Here is a 16992-nt window from a genome sequence, read left to right on the forward strand (position 1 = left end):
TGCCGGCGAACATTGGCCTGTCTGCGGAGACGATTGGCCATATCTGACAGGGCGCCGGCCTCATCGCGGCAGACCGAGGATTTGCGCTGCCTGATCCGGCGTCGCGACGGGGCGGCCGGCCTGCTTCGCCAGCGCAACGACCTCTGCGATCAGCTCCAGATTGCCCGGGCGACGCTCGCCGCCGAAATCCTCCAGCCCGACGCGGACATGGCCGCCGCGTTCGATCGCGAGTTTGGCGAGGCCGGTTTCGACCACGCAGTCACCGATCGCAGCGACCGCCCAGGGAAGCGATGAGCCGTCGAGCAATTCGAGATAGGCATCGAGCGCCTTCTCCGTCGGCGGAAGGCCGAAGGTGACGTTGCTGCGCTTGCCGTCGAGGAAATTGTAGCGGCCACCGAAATAGAGCTTCACGAAGGTGCCAGCGGGGAGCCGGCCGGCCTGTTCATAGGCGAGCGTGGTGCGCAGCCAGCCGGGCTCGTAGATCGCGATGGCGGGGCCAAGCTTCTCCTGTTCGTGGAGGTCGGCGAGCCAGGCGATGTCGCGATAGGTGGTGGCGTAGAGCACCGAGGCGCCGGGCAAACCGTCGGCGCCGTGCGTGCCGAGATTGACCGAGCCGGGATCGAACGCGCCCATCCGCACGCCGGCGCGCGCAAGGCCGCGATAATGGCCGAAGCGCGCCTCCACATCGGGGCCGGTGGCGACGGTGCCCCAGAGGATCGCGTCAGGGCGCGCCGCGAGCACGGGGCCATAAGCCTCCATATAGCGGTCGACCGCGACGTCGCCGGTCATGTCCATCCGCTCGATATGCGTGTGAACGATCGCGGCGCCGGCCTCCATCGCGGCCAGCGCCTCGCTGGCGAGTTCCTGCGGGCTGACCGGCACGTTGGGATTGCGCGCCTTGGGCGTCGCGCCGTTCAGCGCGGCCTCGATGATGAGCGGCGGCATGTCAGGCGGCGACCGCCTCGCGGCCGGTCGCCGGGGCGGGCGCGGGCTGGCGGCCGCGGATCAGCTTGCCGGGGAGGGCGTCGGTCGGCTCGCCATTCCGGTAGATCACCTGGCCCGACTTGATCGTCGCGACATAACCCTTCGCCTTTTGCATCAAGCGGCGGGCGCCGGTGGGCAGGTCGTAGATCATGTAGGGCTTGCCGAGTTCGAGCTGGTCGAAATCGATGACGTTGACGTCGGCGAGATAACCGGGGGCGAGCAGGCCGCGGTCCTCGAGCCCGACGGCGAGCGCGGTGTCGCGGGTCTGCTGCTTCACCGTATCGGCGAGGTCGAGCAGGGGGCCGCGCGTGCGATCGCGACACCAGTGCGTCAGCATGAAGGTCGGCAGGCTGACGTCGCAGATTGCGCCGACATGCGCGCCGCCGTCCGACAGGCCCGACAGCGTGTTGGGATTGGTGATCATGGCGTGGACGTTGTTGAGATTGCCCTCGACGTAATTGTGCATCGGGAAGAAGAGGAAGGCGCGGCCCTCGTCCTCGAGCAAGGCATCATAGACCAGTTCGTCGGGATGGACGCCGAGCCGCTCTGCCTCCGCCGCGAGGCTGGTCGAGGGATCGGGCTCGTAATCAACGCGGTCGGTGATGCGGAACATCTTGTGCTGCGCGCCGGCGACCGAATTGACGAAGGGATGATCCTTCATCGGCGCCTCGGCAATGAGGCGCGCGCGGAATTCGGGATCGCGCATCCGGGCGACCTTCTGGTCGAGCGGCAGGTCGGCGATCTCGCGGTAGCTGGGCCGGCTGATGAAGGGGTGGACCGAGCCTTGCAGGCCGAGCATCAGCCCGACCGGGCGGCCGGCGATCTGCGCCTTCAACGGATAGCCTTCGGCGACGGCGGCATCGAGCCGCTGGGTCAGTTCGCGCCACTGGTTGGGGACGACATCGGCCTGGACCATCGAGAAGCTCAGGGGCTGGCCGGCGATCTGCGTCAGATCGCGTACCAGGCTGAACTCCTCGTCCATGTCCTGGAAGTCGGACACCCATTGGAGGACGCCCGAGCCAGCGTCCGCCAGGCCGCGGGCGATCGCCTCCATCTCCTCGCGCGCGGCGCGCACGGTCGGGGTGAGGTCGCCATCGGCGGTGCGGTGGACCATCGTGCGGGTGGTGGAGAAGCCGAGCGCGCCGGCGCGGATCGCCTCCGCGGTCAGGCGGCGCATCTCCTCATTTTCCTCGGGCGTGGCGGGATCGCGGTTCGCGCCGCGTTCGCCCATCACATAGACGCGCAGCGCACCGTGCGGCACCTGGACCGCGACGTCGATATCGTGCGGCAGCCGGTCGACGGCGTCCATATATTCGCCGAAGCTTTCCCACTGCCACGACAGTCCTTCGTGAAGCGCGGCGCCGGGAATGTCCTCGACGCCCTCCATCAGGCGAATCAGCGTATCGTGGTCCTGCGGGCGGACAGGCGCAAAGCCGACGCCGCAATTGCCAACGACGACGGTGGTGGCGCCGAGCGTCGAGGAGGGGTCCATTCGCGAGGCCCAGGTGATCTGGCCGTCATAATGGGTGTGGATATCGACCCAGCCGGGGGTGACGAGCTTGCCCGTAGCGTCGATCTGGCGACGAGCTGGGCCGGTCACGGTGCCGATCGCGACGATGCGATCGCCCGAAATCGCCACATCGCCGCGGTAAGGGGCCGCGCCCGATCCATCTACGATCGTGCCGCCCCGAATGATCAGGTCGTACATCGCGCCTCTCCATCGGTTTCGTCTTTTGCCCCTGATGGTGACTTCCGCATGGGCATGAGGCAAGGAGATTCGAACGAGTGACTTAGGAGCGGGTGATGGCGACGGCAGCAGTGGCGGGGGCAGTGGAGCGGGTGAACGAGAGCGACGTGCTGGAAGGTCTGCTGCGTGAGCGACGTTCGGTACGTGGCTTCAAGAAGGATCCGGTTCCCGCCGATCTGTTGGAACGCGTGCTCGACATGGCGCAGCTTGCGCCGTCCAATTGCAACGTCCAGCCGTGGACCGCGCATGTGGTGTCGGGGGAGTCGGCGGAGCGGATGCGGACCGTGCTGCACGATGCCGCCAAATCCGGGACGAAGATGACGCCGGACTTCCCGCTGACCGGCGCTTATCCCGGCCATTATCGCGGGCGGCAGATCGATGCGGCCAAGGCGCTGTTCGCGGCGACCAACGTGGCGCGCGAGGATGTGGCGGCGCGCACCGAATCGTTCCTGCGCAACTTCCGCTTCTTCGATGCGCCGCATGCCATGTTCCTGTTCATCCCGGCCTGGGCCGGCATGCGCGAGGCGGCGGACTGCGGCATGTATGCCCAGTCGTTCATGCTGGCGCTGACCGCGAACGGCCTTGCGTCCTGCGCGCAAGGGGCGCTCAGCCACCATGCCGAGATCGTGCATCGCGAACTGGGCGTGGGGGACGATCACAAGCTCTTGTTCGGCATCGCTTTTGGCTATGAGGATCCGGACCATCCGGCGAATACGGCGCGCACGGTGCGCGACCGGGATCATGTGCTGCACGGGTGATGCGGCGTGCTTCATAAGCATCGCGGCGGCGGGTGGCTCTAGCCGCTGAGCCCCGCTTTCCTCGTGAGACCTGCGCGTCTGGATCCCCGCCTGCGCGGGGATGACGTGGGAAGGGGAGGAGTGGGTAGCGAGTCGCGATCGTCATGCCGGCCTTGTGCCGGCATCCAGACCTCCGCGCGCGCCGCTGGTGTGGGATGTGCGGCGCGGTGGATGCCGGGATGGGTCCGGCATGACGATGGGGTGAGGTGAGTAATCCGGCCACGTCATCCCGGACGTGATCCGGAATCCATTTTTCCGCGGACGCTGTCTTTTGCCCCTCTATCGCCATCGCTCGCGACACCTTGGATCGCGGCGCGAGGCCGGGATGACGGTGAGACGCGCAACGCTTCCCCTTTCCCCCCGTAGCGCAAGCGACTATGGCCCCCTGTTAACCGATGACACCTGCAACGCCCCTCCTGCCGCCAGCCGACTGGCGGGACTTCCTTGCGCTCACCAAGCCGCGGGTGTTGACGCTTGTCGTGTTCACCGGGCTGTGCGGGATGCTGGCGGCGCCGGTGTCGATCCATCCGGTGCTGGGCTTCACCGCGATCCTGTGCATCGCGCTTGGCGCCGGCGCGGCGGGGACGCTCAATCAATGGTATGAGGCGGATCTCGACGCGATGATGAAACGCACTGCCGGGCGGCCGCTGCCGGCCGGGCGGATGGAGCGCCAGTCGGCGCTTCACTTCGGTGTGGGGCTCGCGGCGTTTTCGGTGATCCTGATGGGGCTGGCGCTGAACTTCGCGGCCGCCGCGATCCTCAGCATTTCCATCCTGTTCTACGTCCTGGTCTATACGGTGTGGCTGAAGCGCCGGACGCCGCAGAATATCGTGATCGGCGGCGCGGCAGGCGCCTTTCCGCCGCTGATCGGCTGGGCCGCGGCGACCGGTGAAGTGGCGCTGCTGCCGCTGCTGCTGTTCATGCTCGTCTTTCTGTGGACGCCGCCGCATTTCTGGGCGCTCGCACTGTTCGTGAAGACCGATTACGCCAATGCCGGCGTGCCGATGCTGCCCGTTGTGGCGGGCGAGAAGGTGACGCGGCGACAGATCGGGCTGTACACCGTCCCGATGGCGCTTGCCGCGGTGGCGCCGTGGCCGCTGGGGCTGACCGGCCCGATCTATGGCATCGCCTCGCTGGCGCTGACCGGCTGGTTCGGCGTGCTGGCGCTGCGGGTGGCGATGCGCACGACGGGCGCGGACGATGCGATGCTGCCCGAAAAGGCACTGTTCAAATATTCGATCCTGTACCTTTTCGTGGTGTTCGGGGCGTTGGTGGTCGATCGGTGGATGGCATGAGGCAGGACGAGGAAGATCTGGTGCGTCGGCGGCAGAAGGGCCGCGCGATCGTGATGGCGGTGCTGCTGGGTGCGTTCGTGATCCTCGTTTTCGCCATCTCGCTGGTGAAGATCCAGCAGGGGATCGCCGCGAAATGATTCGGGTGTTTTCCAGCAAGGGCCGCACGGCTGCGTTTGCCGTGCTGGGCATTTTCCTGATGACCGGCCTCGCCTTTGCCAGTGTGCCGCTTTACCGCCTGTTCTGCCAGGTGACCGGCTTTGCCGGCACGACCCAACGCGGCGGCGAGGCGCCGGGCGCCGTCAACGCGCGGATGCGGGTTGATTTCGACGCCAACACCAGCCCGCGCCTGCCCTGGCGCTTCACGCCCGAACAGCCGAACCAGACGGTGGTCGTCGGCGCGCGCAACATGACGTTCTTCAACGCCACGAATCGTGCGGCCGTGCCGGTCACCGGCACCGCCACGTTCAACGTCACGCCCAGCCAGGCGGGCCAGTATTTCACCAAGATCGAATGCTTCTGCTTCACCGAGCAGACGCTGAAGCCCGGCGAGAGCATGCGCATGCCCGTCATCTACTTCGTCGATCCGAAAATCCTTGAGGATCCCGATACGCGGGATATCGAGACCATCACGCTCAGCTACACGTTTTACCCGGTAGATTCCGACAAGGCGTCGAGTTAAGCGGACGAAAATTCGAGCATCTATAGGGGAAGAGCCCGATGGCCGGCGCCAAGAACCACGATTACCATATTCTACCACCCGATCCTTGGCCGATGATCAGCTCCCTCTCGGCGCTGGCCATGGCGGCTGGCGGCATCATGTGGATGCACGGCGGCCATGTCGGCAAGCCGAATGGCGGCGGCTTCCTGTTCTTCGCAGGCCTGGCCGCGGTGCTGTTTTCCATGTTCTGCTGGTGGCGCAACGTCATCAAGGAAGCGCATGCCGGCGATCATACCCCGGTGGTGCAGCTGCATTTCCGCTACGGCATGATCCTTTTCATCGCCTCCGAGGTGATGTTCTTCGTCGGCTGGTTCTGGGCCTATTTTGACTTCGCCCTCTTCCCTGACGCGATCGGCTTCATCGATGGCGCGGTGGAACGGTCGAGCGAAGCGATGGTGATTGCCGCGCAGTGGCCGCCCAAGGGCCTGGAGGTGATCAACGCCTTTGAACTGCCGCTGCTCAACACCCTGATCCTGCTGCTGTCGGGCACGACCGTGACCTGGGCGCACCATGCGCTGATCCACAACCAGCGTGGCGGCGAGAAGCGCGGCCTGTGGGGTGCGCTTGGCGTTGGTGACCGCGACGGCGTGCTGAAGGGCCTGTGGCTGACGGTCGTGCTCGGCCTGATCTTCAGCGCGATCCAGGCCTATGAGTACATGCACGCGCCGTTCCCGTTCAAGGGAATCAACTATGGCGCGGCCTTCTACATGGCCACCGGTTTCCACGGTTTCCACGTGATCGTCGGCACGATCTTCCTGATCGTCTGCCTGATCCGCGCGTACAAGGGTGACTTCACGCCCAAGCAGCACTTCGGCTTCGAGGCGGCTGCCTGGTACTGGCACTTCGTTGACGTCGTTTGGCTGTTCCTGTTCGTCTCCATCTACATCTGGGGCGGTTGGGGCGCGCCGGTCCACGGCGGCTGATCGAGTGACTGACGAGACGGGCGCGGTTCCCCCATCGGGTGAGCCGCGCCCTTTCGATTGTGGGTTGAAGGGGCTTTGCCCGCGCTGCGGCGTCCCTGATCTGTTTGCCGGATGGATCCGGTTCGCCGACCGTTGCCGCGCCTGCGGCCTCGACATCGCGGCGTTCAACGTCGGCGACGGGCCGGCCGCTTTCCTGACGCTGATCCTGGGCACGCTGGTCACCATCGGCGCCGTCGCCCTGGAATTGAGCGTGTCCCCCCCGCTGTGGCTCCACATGCTGATCTGGACGCCAGTGACGCTTGGCGGCGTGCTGGTGAGCCTGCGGCTGGCGAAGGGCTGGCTCCTCGCCCTGGAATACCGCAACCGCGCCGCGGAAGGGCGCTTGCGCAGATGAGGCGCATCCCCGTCCTGCCGACGATCCTGGTCGTCGTGGCCGTCGCCGTCATGATCACGCTCGGTCTGTGGCAGGGATTGGTGCGGCTGCCCGAGAAAGAGGCGCAGCTGGCGCAGCTGGCGGCCAATCCGGTGCGCCCGCCGGTCGCTTTCCCCACCACGCCGGACGATCGCCTGCTGTTCCGCCGCACCTCGGCCCTGTGCCGGGACGTGACGGGGATCAGTCGCGCCGGAGCGGGGAGTGCGGGCTATCGGCTGATCGCCACATGCCGGACCGCGGCGGGGACGCCTGCGATCAAGGTTCAGCTGGGCACCACGCGTGACCCGCTGAAAGAGGTGCAATGGTCCGGTGGGCGCGTGAGCGGCTGGATCAGCCATGCGCCCGACGCCACGCCGATGATCTCGCGGCTGTTCAGCCATGTGCCGCAAGAGATGCTGCTGGTGTCGGACAAGCCATTGGCCGGTCTTGTGGCGAACACCCGGCCAGACATCAGCCTCGTGCCGAACAACCACCTGGCGTATGCCGGGCAGTGGCTGTTCTTCGCGGCGCTGGCGTGCGTCATCTACGTCCTGGCGCTGCGCCGGCGAGGGTCGCGCTAGCCAGGCTCGGGGCGCCTCGCTTGAGGGGGACGGCGGCGAGGCGGGTACATCCGCGGGAACGGGCGCGGCGGTTTCAAGGCGGATAGCGGTTCATTCGCAGGAAGCCTGAGCAAGGCCGCATCGGTCACCTGTCTCGGCACTTCACTGCGGACCATTTGCCCTAGCCCATGCCGGTCGGGGCGGGGCCCGCTTGGCTCCAGCGGCGGTGCAGGGCGGTGGTTGGCGTAACCCCATCACCATTCCGACTTGCCGCCACGGCGAAGGGCGGCATTGATTTGGCGCGAGCAGAAGCGGCGCCGGTCAATCTGTTCGATGCGATCGGCATCTTCCGGCACGTGCATCGGCGAGGTCAAAGGTGGGGGCTCGGCGTCTCGCCGTTTGTGGACGGCGCATGGTCTTGTGATGGGATGGCGCCGGGCGGTGTCTTTGTCCGTTTGATCCTCGGGTGAGGATCACACCCGTTGCGTCGGTGTTTTGAACATCGCGGGGCCCCGGCTCGGGTGAGCGGGAACGGTTCGGCCCGTGTGAGGTCGTCCAGCCAGGGGCTAAAGGACACCCTTCGATCGGGGCCAAATCCTCTCGCGGAGATGGTCCGCCGAAGGCGGGGTGGCGTTGCACGATTCACGTGGCTGCCGCTTGCTTCTTTGCGCGAGCAAGGCGGGCTTTGCGTGGCAATAGCTGGCCGTGGTTGTATCCGGCCCCTCCCGCAGCTAACCGGCACGTCCATGCGCTACATCAGCACCCGTGGAGCCGCCCCGACCCTCGACTTCCGCGGCGCGACGCTTACCGGGCTCGCGTCTGACGGTGGGCTCTACGTGCCGGAAGCATGGCCGACGCTCTCGCGTGACGAGATCGCGGGCCTCGCCGATCTTTCCTACGTCGATACGGCGGTGGCGGTGATGGCGCCGTTCGTCGGCGAAACGCTGTCGCGTGAAGAGCTGCGGGCACTTTGCCAGCAGGCCTATGGCCGCTTCGCCCATGCGGCTGTCACCCCGCTGAAGCAGCTGGATCACGATCAATGGCTGCTGGAGCTGTTCCACGGCCCTACGCTCGCGTTCAAGGACGTGGCGCTTCAGCTGCTCGGCCTGCTGTTCGAACGATTCCTGACGGACGACACGGAGGGTCCGCTGACCATCGTCGGCGCGACGAGCGGGGACACCGGGTCCGCCGCGATCGATGCCGTCGCCGGGCGCGAGGGTATCGACATCTTCATGCTCCACCCGGCCGGACGGGTCAGCGACGTGCAGCGTCGCCAGATGACGACGGTGCGAGCGCCCAACGTTCACAACATCGCGATCCGCGGCGACTTCGACACCGCGCAGGCGCTGGTGAAGGCGATGTTCAATGCGCCGGATTTTGCCGGCCGGTTCCGCCTCAGCGCGGTGAACTCGATCAACTGGGCCCGCCTGATGGCGCAGGTGGTCTATTACTTCTACGCCGCCGTGCGCCTGGGCGCGCCCGAACGCGAAATCGCGTTCAGCGTGCCGACCGGCAACTTCGGCGATGTGTTCGCCGGCTATGTCGCGGCGAAGATGGGCCTGCCGGTCGCGCGGCTGGTCGTGGCGACCAACGTGAACGACATTCTGCACCGCGCCCTGTCGGCCGGGGATTATTCCTCCGCACAGGTCGTGCCGACCGCGACCCCGTCGATGGACATTCAGGTGTCCTCCAACTTCGAACGCCTGCTGTTCGACCTTGGCGGGCGTGACGGGGTGGCACTGGCCGGCCAGATGGGCGGGTTCGAGGCGAGCAAGGCGATGCGGCTGACCGACGCCCAGCATAGCGGGGCGGCGACTCACCTGATCAGCGCCAGCGTCGATTCCGATGGCATGGCAATGGCGATGCGCTGGGCGCACGAGCATGCCAATGAATTGATCGACCCGCACACCGCGATCGCCCTCGCCGCGGCGCAGCGGCAGAAGCTCGACGTGCCGATGGTGACGCTTGCCACCGCGCATCCGGCGAAGTTCCCGGAGGCGGTGCAGCGCGCGACGGGAATCAGCCCGCCTCTGCCGACGCGGGTCGGCGACCTCTTCGAGCGCGAAGAAGCGTGCGACACGCTGGATGCTACTTTTGCGGCGGTAAGCTCCTATATTGCCGAGCGCGCCACGCCGCGCAGCTGAGCTACCTCAGTCCGATTGACCTTCGTGAGCCGGGGTTCGACCAGCGAACACCGGCTTCGACAGTTCCTGCCCTGACAGGCTAAGGGGCTGCGATTCCCAGATACCAGGACGACCATGCCATCTCCCCGCCGTACCTTCGCGATCATCTCGCACCCTGACGCCGGCAAGACGACGCTGACCGAAAAGCTGCTGTATGTCGGCGGCGCGATCCACCTGGCCGGCGAGGTGAAGGCGCGCGGGCAGAACCGGCGCGCACGATCGGACTGGATGAAGATCGAGCAGCAGCGCGGCATCTCCGTCACGTCGAGCGTGATGACGTTCGAGAAGGACGGCGTGTTCTTCAACCTGCTCGACACGCCGGGGCACGAGGATTTCAGCGAGGACACGTACCGCACGCTGACCGCCGTCGATTCGGCGGTGATGGTGATCGACGCGGCGCGCGGCATCGAGGCGCAGACGCGCAAGCTGTTCGAGGTATGTCGCCTGCGGAACGTGCCGATCATCACCTTCGTCAACAAGGTCGACCGCGAGGGGCGGCCGGTGTTCGAGCTGCTCGACGAGATTGCCGACATGCTGGCGCTGGACGTCTGCCCGATGAGCTGGCCGGTCGGCATGGGCGGCACGTTCCAGGGCGTGCTGGACCTGAAGACCAACCGCATCAGCCGGCCGGATGGTGATAGCCGCACCTTCCAGGGGCGCGTCGAGGATGCGCCGGAACTGCCGGCGGACGTGGCGGAGGAGATCGAACTGGCGCAGGCCGGCTATGCCGCGTTTGATGCCGAAGCCTATCGCGCCGGCGACCTGACGCCGGTGTATTTCGGGTCGGCGCTGAAGGATTTCGGCCCCGCCGAGCTGATCGCCGCGCTTGCCGAATTCGCGCCGCCGCCGCGCCCGCAGCCGGCGGAACCCGCGCCGGTCGATCCGGGCGAGAAGGACGTCACCGGCTTCGTCTTCAAGGTGCAGGCGAACATGGACCCGCAGCACCGCGACCGGATCGCGTTCATGCGGCTGTGCTCGGGCACGTTCAAGCGCGGTATGAAGCTGACGCCGACCGGGCATGGCAAGCCGATCGCGGTGCACTCGCCGATCCTGTTCTTCGCGCAGGACCGCGAGATCGCCGACGAGGCGTTTCCGGGCGATATCATCGGCATCCCCAATCACGGCACGCTTCGCGTCGGCGATACGCTGAGCGAGAAGCCGGGGGTGCGGATCACTGGCCTGCCGAACTTCGCGCCCGAAATTCTGCGCCGCGTGGCGCTGAAGGACCCGACCAAGACGAAGCAGCTGCGCAAGGCGCTGGACGACCTCAGCGAAGAGGGCGTGATCCAGGTGTTCTATCCGGAAATCGGATCGAACTGGATCATCGGCGTCGTCGGCCAGCTTCAGCTCGACGTGCTGCTGTCGCGGCTGGAGGCCGAATATAAGGTGGGCGCAGTGCTGGAAGCCTCGCCATTTGACACGGCGCGCTGGATTTCAGCCGAGGATCCCGCGGCGCTGAAGGACTTTATGGACCTGAACCGCGGCGCGCTGGCCAAGGATCGCGACGGCAATCCCGTCTTCCTGGCCAAGAGTGCGTGGGAAGTCGGCTATATCGCCGACCGGTATAGCAAGGTGAAGTTCGCAGCGACGCGGGAGCGTTGAGCCGGCGCGCTCGGGCTTTGCGGCGCGGATGACGAGACGGGTTGAGTAACGCTGCGCCCCCCCTTTGGAGTTAAGACACACCATGGCCGAACGCTTCGAACGACACCGCCAGCCGTGGCGGCCGGACGAGATCCAGAAGCTGCATACGCTGGCCAAGAAGGGCATGGCGCTGAAGGCGATTGCCAAGGCGCTGACGCGCAGCGAGGAATCGGTGAAGGAACAGGCAAAGCGCGACGGGCTATCGATCGCCAAGCTGCACTGACGCGCGGCCATGGCCGACTATGACGCAATCGTGCTGGGGGCCGGCGCGGCGGGGCTGATGTGCGCGGCGACCGCCGGGCAGCGCGGCCGGCGCGTGCTGGTGATCGACCACGCCGAGAAAGCCGGCAAGAAGATCCTGATCTCGGGCGGCGGACGGTGCAATTTCACCAACCTTGGCACGGCGCCGGACCGGTTCCTGTCGGCCAATCCGCATTTTGCCCGGTCGGCGCTGGCGCGATACACGGCTGCGGACTTTCTGGCGCTGGTGGAGCGTCACGGCATTGCCTGGCACGAGAAGACGCTGGGCCAGCTGTTTTGCGACGGATCGGCGCGGCAGATCGTCGCCATGCTGCTGGACGAATGCGACAAGGGCCAGGTGGAGATCGCCCTGGGGCACGGGATCGGCGCGGTCGATCATGCCGATGGGCGGTTCCGCGTGTCCTTTGGCGGCCGCATGGCGAGCGCGCCAGCGCTGGTGATCGCGACCGGCGGGCCTTCGATCCCGAAAATGGGGGCGACCGGTGTCGCCTATGATCTGGCGCGGCGGTTCGGGCTGAAGGTGGTGGAGCCGCGGCCGGCGCTGGTGCCCCTGACGCTGGGCGGGGACGATCCGTTCCGTGCGCTTGCCGGCGTCGCCACCGAAGTTGTCGCCCGAAGCGGCAAGGCGGCCTTCCGCGAGGCGATGCTGTTTACGCATCGCGGGCTTTCCGGGCCGGCGATCCTGCAAGTGTCCTCCTATTGGCGGCATGGCGAGCCGATCACCGTGGACCTGCTGCCGGGGCATGAGGAAGGATGGCTGCGCGCGGCCAAGCGTTCGACGCCGCGTGCGGGGGTGGCGAAGCTGCTTGCGGCGACGATGCCGCAGCGATTGGCCGATGCGCTGGCGCAGCAACTGGGTGTGGCGGGCGAGCTGGCGAACCTGCCCGACGCGAAGCTTGCCGGCGCCGAGCAGCGGCTGGCGGCATGGCAATTCCTGCCCAACGGCAGCGAGGGGTTCGCCAAGGCCGAGGTAACCGTGGGCGGCGTCTCCACCGCCGATTTGTCTTCGCAGACGCTGGAGGCTCGGCGGGTGCCGGGGCTGCATGTGATCGGCGAGGCGGTGGACGTTACCGGCTGGCTCGGCGGCTATAACTTTCAATGGGCCTGGGCCAGCGGGTGGGCAGCGGGGCAGGCGCTCTAGGTTATGCCGGGCGTCCGCTAGTGGCGTTTGCCACCGTTCCGCTTTCCGTTGCAGAACCGGACGCTTACACCAGCTGAGCTGAGTTCTCACGGGCAAGATTCCACCGTCATCTTCGCGGGAGTGACGGGGAGTAGGCGAGGGTGGGGCTTCCTTTCGCCGCCATGGTGGCGGAGGCGAAACACCCCCCGCTCGCCGATCAATTCGCCGCTTGCACTGCCAGCAGGTTCGCGACCTTTGCCTTGAACGCGCGCAGCTTTTCGCCGGACAAGGTGGCGACGCTGGAGAGCGAGATGGAGCGCGGGTTCACGGGTTGGCCGTTCTTCCACACTTCCCAATGGAGGTGGGGACCAGTGGAAAGGCCGGTGGAGCCGACATAGCCGATCACCTGACCGCGCGACACGGATTGGCCGGGGCGCACGGCGATGCGGCTCATGTGGCCATAGCCGCTCGAGACGCCGGCGGCGTGGTTCAGCTTCACGAAATTGCCGTAACCGCGGTTGCGCCCGGCCATCACCACGCGGCCCTCGATCGGGGCATAGATCGGCGTTCCGTGCGGCGCGGCGAGATCCATGCCCTTGTGCATGCGCAGGAAGCCGAGCAGCGGATGGCGGCGCATGCCATAGGTGGAGGAAACGCGGCCAGCGACGGGCATGCCCATGAAGCCGCGGCGTTCCGACTGGCCATTGGCATCCCAGAACTGGCCGCCCTTGCCGTCACCATCCTCCCAACGGACGAGGCGAAGCTTCTTCCGACCCTGATCCAGCCCGGCATATTGCAACTGGCCGACCTGAACCTCGCCAGTAGCGGCGCGGGCGTGATCGGCGATGATGTCGAAGCGGTCGTTCGCGCCGATCGCACCGACGGACGTACGGGTGGCGATCGCCTTTATATATGCCTCGACCAGCTTCGCGGGCGCGCCGGCAGCGCGGGCGGAACGATAAAGGCTGGAGCCGACCAGGCCCTGGATCCGTAGCGGCGTGCGGTCGATCGCAATCGGCCGCCGCTCCAGCGTGAGCTCATCGCCCTCCCGATGAACGGCGAGGTTGAGATCGAAGCGAGCGCGGAAGGCGATCTTTTCCAGCGGACGCGCGGTGCGGCGGTCCTGGCGACGCCCGAGCGTGAGATCGAGCATGGTGCCTGGCTTCAGATCGCCGAGCGATACCTCTGCCGCGACGAGATCAGCCACCCGCGCGGCATCGCTGCGACCAACGCCGGCGCGTTGCAGCGCCGCGCCAAAGCTGTCGCCGCTGCCAAGCGTTGCGGTCAGCTCGATGATCGGGCGCTCCGGCGTTTCGGCCAGCGGGCGCACCAGATCATTGGCGGCCATGCGCCGGCCGGTCGAGGCGCCGAGGCCCAGCGGCGCGATCGAGAGCGTGCGCGCTTCCTCGTGCTCCGCGGCGGTCATGCTGGTGGCGACGAAGCCGGGGATCGGTTGAATGCCGGGTGCAGTCAGCACTGCCGCCGCGATCAGGCCGGTGCAGGTGGCAAGACCGCGCCACCACGTTCCGCTGCCGATGCGCGCGCCGAGATCGGGAACCCAGTCAATTTCGTGAAGCGTGTGGCGCACGTGATCGCGCCAGGACAGATCCCGCACAGGCGCAACGGCACGGCCGAACCCGCGCGCACCCGCGCCGCCGGCCAATTCCAACCCAGGCTGCTCTCGCAAGAACACGGCGAGTGTGAGCGCCCCCAAACGCAACAATTCGCCGATCCACCCCCGGCGCAGGCCCAGCCGTTGTGGCGCAAAGACCCTAAAGTCAAATTAACCCGTAGGCTTAGCCGGTGCGTTGCGCCGAACCGTTCAGCACCTGCGCCGGAAGGGAATGGTTGATTCGCGATGCCTCTCCCCCGATGTTGTCCCCACCATGCCTCGCCACGACAATGCCCGCGTCACAGCGGTTCTGGGGCCGACCAACACCGGCAAGACTCACCTAGCCGTTGAGCGGATGGTTGCGCATTCATCCGGAATGATCGGCTTTCCGCTGCGCCTGCTGGCGCGAGAGGTGTACGACCGGGTCGTCGCCATGAAGGGGCCGGACCGCGTTGCCCTGATCACGGGCGAGGAGCGGATCGTTCCCAAGGACGCGCGCTGGTTCCTGTGCACGGCCGAAAGCATGCCCACGGATCGCGATGTCGCCTTTGTCGGTATCGACGAGGCGCAGCTTGGCGCCGACGCCGAACGAGGTCACGTCTTCACCGACCGGCTGCTCCATGCGCGGGGGCGCGAGGAAACGATGATCCTGGGCTCCGCCGCGCTGAAGCCGGTGGTGCGATCACTGGTGCCCGGCGTCGAAATCGTGGAGCGTCCGCGCTTTTCGGACCTGTCCTATGCCGGGGCCAAGAAGATCAGCCGGTTGCCGCGGCGGTCCGCGATCGTCGCGTTCAGCGCCGAGGAGGTCTATGCGGTCGCCGAAATGCTGCGGCGCCTGCGCGGCGGCGCGGCGGTGGTCATGGGCGCACTGTCCCCACGCACCCGCAACGCGCAGGTCGCGATGTTCCAGGCCGGCGAGGTGGATTACCTTGTCGCCACCGACGCGATTGGCATGGGGCTCAACATGGATGTGGCCCATGTCGCCTTTGCGGGCCTGCACAAGTTTGACGGGCGGCGGCGGCGCCGGCTGACCGTTTCCGAAATGGCGCAGATCGCCGGGCGCGCCGGACGGCACCAGCGCGACGGCACGTTCGGCGCGGTGGCGGAAGAAGGGCCGGAGGCGTTCCTGCCCGAAGAGGTGCTGGCGATCGAGGCGCATCGCTTCCCCACGCTCGACTGGCTGTACTGGCGCGAGGGCGATCCGGATCTGTCCAGCATCTCCGCCCTGTTGGCCTCGCTCAGCGCGCCGCCCCAGCATGAGGCGCTGCGTGCTGCACCCGAAGCGACGGATCTGGCGGTGCTTCGCCGGTTGGCCGAGGATCCGGCGATCCGGGCGCGGGCGCGCGGGCAGGTGGAGCGCCTGTGGGCGGTCTGCGGCATTCCCGATTTCCAGAAGCTGGGGGTGGAGCCGCATGCCCGCTTCGTCAGCCGGGTGTTCGGCCATTTGTCGGAAGGGCATTTGCCGCACCAATGGTTCGCCGATGAGGTCGCCCGGCTCGACCGGGTGGATGGCGATGTGGAGACCATCGCCGGGCGGGTCGCTGCGATCCGCACCTGGGCCTATATCGCGCAGCGCCGCGACTGGCTGGCCGATCCGCAACATTGGGCAGCGCGGACCATGGCGGTGGAGGAGCGGCTGTCCGACGCGCTGCATACCAGCCTGACCCAGCGGTTTGTGGACAAGCGGACCAGCGTGTTGCTGAAGCAGATCGGCGCTGGCGCCGGCGCCCTGCCGGTGGAGATTGGCGCGGAAGGCGAAGTGACGATCGACACTCATGCGATCGGGCGCCTTCAGGGTTTTCGCTTTGTTGTCGCGCCCGACGCGCGTGCGGCGGACAAGCGGCTGCTGCTTGCGACGGCGGAGAAGCAACTGAGCCGCGAACGCGCTGCACGCGGCGGCGCGCTCAGCACGGCGCAGAACGAGGCCTTTTCGTTGACCGAGGGCGGGATCGTCACGTGGCAGGACCATCCGGTCGCGCAACTGGTGCGCGGCCGATCGTTGGGGCGCCCGTCGATCCAGCTCGATGAGGCGCTCGATTGCCTGGACCCGCCGCTGCGCCGTGCGGTGAGTGAACGAATCCAGACCTGGGTGGATGACGCGGTGGCCGCGCATCTCCCCGTGCTGGCGAAGATGGCGGCGATGGCGCGTGATCCCGCCGCGACGCCCGCGCTGCGCAGCGTGGCTGCCGCGATCGAGGGAGGGGCGGGGCTGGCACAGCGGCTGCCGGTGCGGAGCGCCGTGGAGGCATTGACGCCCGATGATCGGCAGCGGTTGCGCAAGGCAGGCGTGACGATCGGGGCGCTGGACCTGTTCGACGCCCGGCTGTTGAAGCCGCGCGCTCGCCCGTGGCGCGAGGCGGTGCTGGCGGCGGCGGGAGTGCCCGTCCCGCCGGCGGCTCGCGAAGGGGCGACGGTGCTGCCGCGCGGAGCGCCTGGAGCGACACTCGCCGCCGGCTTCCGTCCCCTGGGTACGCAGGCGGTCCGCGTTGACCTGGTGGAGCGGATCGCACGGTCGGCGCATGACGCGCGCAAGGGGCGGGCACCGTTCCTGCCGGACCCGGCGCTCGCGACGTCGATCGGGCTGGAGGTCGGCACGATTACGCGCCTGATGGCGGAGCTTGGCTTCCGCCCCGCCGCCGAAGGGCGCTGGGCCTGGCGCGGGCGTCCTGCGGCCAAGGTGGTCAGGCCGAAGTCCGACAATGCCTTTGCCGCACTGGCGGAGTGGGCCTTTGACTGAGG

At 67.3% G+C, this 16992-nt stretch carries 15 protein-coding genes; 12 read left to right on the top strand and 3 right to left on the bottom strand.

Going from position 1 to position 16992, the window contains the following annotated elements:
- Nucleotides 1-60: 60 nt before the first annotated feature.
- Entirely contained in the window at nt 61-945 is an 885-nt protein-coding gene (locus LQ954_RS01460; protein ID WP_231021583.1) for a 3-keto-5-aminohexanoate cleavage protein, read from the bottom strand.
- Between the two features lies 1 nt (nt 946).
- On the bottom strand, nt 947-2692 hold the full coding sequence (locus LQ954_RS01465; RefSeq protein ID WP_231021585.1) for an N-acyl-D-amino-acid deacylase family protein: 1746 nt from the start codon (nt 2690-2692) through the stop codon (nt 947-949).
- Between the two features lie 95 nt (nt 2693-2787).
- Here LQ954_RS01465 and LQ954_RS01470 point away from each other — a divergent pair, with 95 nt between their 5' ends.
- From LQ954_RS01470 to LQ954_RS01520, 11 genes are all read left to right on the top strand, one after another.
- Nucleotides 2788-3489, top strand: coding sequence for a nitroreductase family protein (locus tag LQ954_RS01470; protein ID WP_227771380.1), 702 nt, complete (start codon nt 2788-2790; stop codon nt 3487-3489).
- Nucleotides 3490-3923: 434 nt separating this feature from the next.
- Nucleotides 3924-4823 (top strand): heme o synthase, encoded by a 900-nt coding sequence (locus LQ954_RS01475; protein WP_231021587.1) that lies wholly within the window; start codon nt 3924-3926, stop codon nt 4821-4823.
- Nucleotides 4820-4960: a hypothetical protein gene (locus LQ954_RS01480; protein ID WP_227771382.1), complete on the top strand. Its 141-nt coding sequence runs from the start codon at nt 4820-4822 to the stop codon at nt 4958-4960. The genes LQ954_RS01475 and LQ954_RS01480 overlap by 4 nt, the downstream gene beginning before the upstream one ends.
- Complete coding sequence (locus tag LQ954_RS01485) at nt 4957-5502, top strand: cytochrome c oxidase assembly protein (protein ID WP_227771383.1); 546 nt, start codon at nt 4957-4959, stop codon at nt 5500-5502. The genes LQ954_RS01480 and LQ954_RS01485 overlap by 4 nt, the downstream gene beginning before the upstream one ends.
- A gap of 38 nt (nt 5503-5540) precedes the next feature.
- Nucleotides 5541-6464 carry a cytochrome c oxidase subunit 3 gene (locus LQ954_RS01490; RefSeq protein WP_227771384.1) on the top strand — a complete coding sequence of 308 codons (924 nt, stop codon included), beginning with the start codon at nt 5541-5543 and terminating at the stop codon, nt 6462-6464.
- Nucleotides 6465-6468: 4 nt separating this feature from the next.
- Nucleotides 6469-6858, top strand: a complete 390-nt coding sequence (locus LQ954_RS01495; RefSeq protein WP_231021589.1) for a DUF983 domain-containing protein — start codon at nt 6469-6471, stop codon at nt 6856-6858.
- Nucleotides 6855-7457, top strand: coding sequence for an SURF1 family cytochrome oxidase biogenesis protein (locus LQ954_RS01500; RefSeq protein ID WP_231021590.1), 603 nt, complete (start codon nt 6855-6857; stop codon nt 7455-7457). The genes LQ954_RS01495 and LQ954_RS01500 overlap by 4 nt, the downstream gene beginning before the upstream one ends.
- Nucleotides 7458-8182: 725 nt before the next feature.
- Nucleotides 8183-9580, top strand: coding sequence for a threonine synthase (gene thrC, locus LQ954_RS01505; RefSeq protein WP_231021592.1), 1398 nt, complete (start codon nt 8183-8185; stop codon nt 9578-9580).
- 114 nt (nt 9581-9694) lie between these two features.
- Nucleotides 9695-11221 carry a peptide chain release factor 3 gene (locus LQ954_RS01510; protein ID WP_231021594.1) on the top strand — a complete coding sequence of 509 codons (1527 nt, stop codon included), beginning with the start codon at nt 9695-9697 and terminating at the stop codon, nt 11219-11221.
- Nucleotides 11222-11303: 82 nt separating this feature from the next.
- Nucleotides 11304-11483, top strand: a complete 180-nt coding sequence (locus tag LQ954_RS01515) for a hypothetical protein (protein ID WP_227771388.1) — start codon at nt 11304-11306, stop codon at nt 11481-11483.
- A gap of 9 nt (nt 11484-11492) precedes the next feature.
- Nucleotides 11493-12662: an NAD(P)/FAD-dependent oxidoreductase gene (locus tag LQ954_RS01520; protein WP_231021596.1), complete on the top strand. Its 1170-nt coding sequence runs from the start codon at nt 11493-11495 to the stop codon at nt 12660-12662.
- A 196-nt stretch (nt 12663-12858) separates the two neighbouring features.
- Here the strand turns inward: LQ954_RS01520 and LQ954_RS01525 are convergent, their stop codons facing one another.
- A complete protein-coding gene (locus LQ954_RS01525) occupies nt 12859-14364 on the bottom strand; it encodes a M23 family metallopeptidase (RefSeq protein WP_269142112.1) in 1506 nt (501 codons plus the stop codon).
- 163 nt (nt 14365-14527) lie between these two features.
- Between LQ954_RS01525 and LQ954_RS01530 the strand changes: the two genes are divergently transcribed.
- Nucleotides 14528-16990: a helicase-related protein gene (locus tag LQ954_RS01530; RefSeq protein WP_231022695.1), complete on the top strand. Its 2463-nt coding sequence runs from the start codon at nt 14528-14530 to the stop codon at nt 16988-16990.
- Nucleotides 16991-16992 lie beyond the last annotated feature (2 nt).

This window comes from Sphingomonas sp. IC-11 (genome assembly GCF_021043365.1).
GTDB lineage: Bacteria > Pseudomonadota > Alphaproteobacteria > Sphingomonadales > Sphingomonadaceae > Sphingomonas.

Coding starts and splice junctions, on each gene's coding strand:
- LQ954_RS01460 (WP_231021583.1), bottom strand. CDS start 945: ATGCCGCCGCTCATCATCGAGGCCGCGCTGAACGGCGCGACGCCCAAG.
- LQ954_RS01465 (WP_231021585.1), bottom strand. CDS start 2,692: ATGTACGACCTGATCATTCGGGGCGGCACGATCGTAGATGGATCGGGC.
- LQ954_RS01470 (WP_227771380.1), top strand. CDS start 2,788: ATGGCGACGGCAGCAGTGGCGGGGGCAGTGGAGCGGGTGAACGAGAGC.
- LQ954_RS01475 (WP_231021587.1), top strand. CDS start 3,924: ATGACACCTGCAACGCCCCTCCTGCCGCCAGCCGACTGGCGGGACTTC.
- LQ954_RS01480 (WP_227771382.1), top strand. CDS start 4,820: ATGAGGCAGGACGAGGAAGATCTGGTGCGTCGGCGGCAGAAGGGCCGC.
- LQ954_RS01485 (WP_227771383.1), top strand. CDS start 4,957: ATGATTCGGGTGTTTTCCAGCAAGGGCCGCACGGCTGCGTTTGCCGTG.
- LQ954_RS01490 (WP_227771384.1), top strand. CDS start 5,541: ATGGCCGGCGCCAAGAACCACGATTACCATATTCTACCACCCGATCCT.
- LQ954_RS01500 (WP_231021590.1), top strand. CDS start 6,855: ATGAGGCGCATCCCCGTCCTGCCGACGATCCTGGTCGTCGTGGCCGTC.
- thrC (WP_231021592.1), top strand. CDS start 8,183: ATGCGCTACATCAGCACCCGTGGAGCCGCCCCGACCCTCGACTTCCGC.
- LQ954_RS01510 (WP_231021594.1), top strand. CDS start 9,695: ATGCCATCTCCCCGCCGTACCTTCGCGATCATCTCGCACCCTGACGCC.
- LQ954_RS01515 (WP_227771388.1), top strand. CDS start 11,304: ATGGCCGAACGCTTCGAACGACACCGCCAGCCGTGGCGGCCGGACGAG.
- LQ954_RS01520 (WP_231021596.1), top strand. CDS start 11,493: ATGGCCGACTATGACGCAATCGTGCTGGGGGCCGGCGCGGCGGGGCTG.
- LQ954_RS01530 (WP_231022695.1), top strand. CDS start 14,528: ATGCCTCGCCACGACAATGCCCGCGTCACAGCGGTTCTGGGGCCGACC.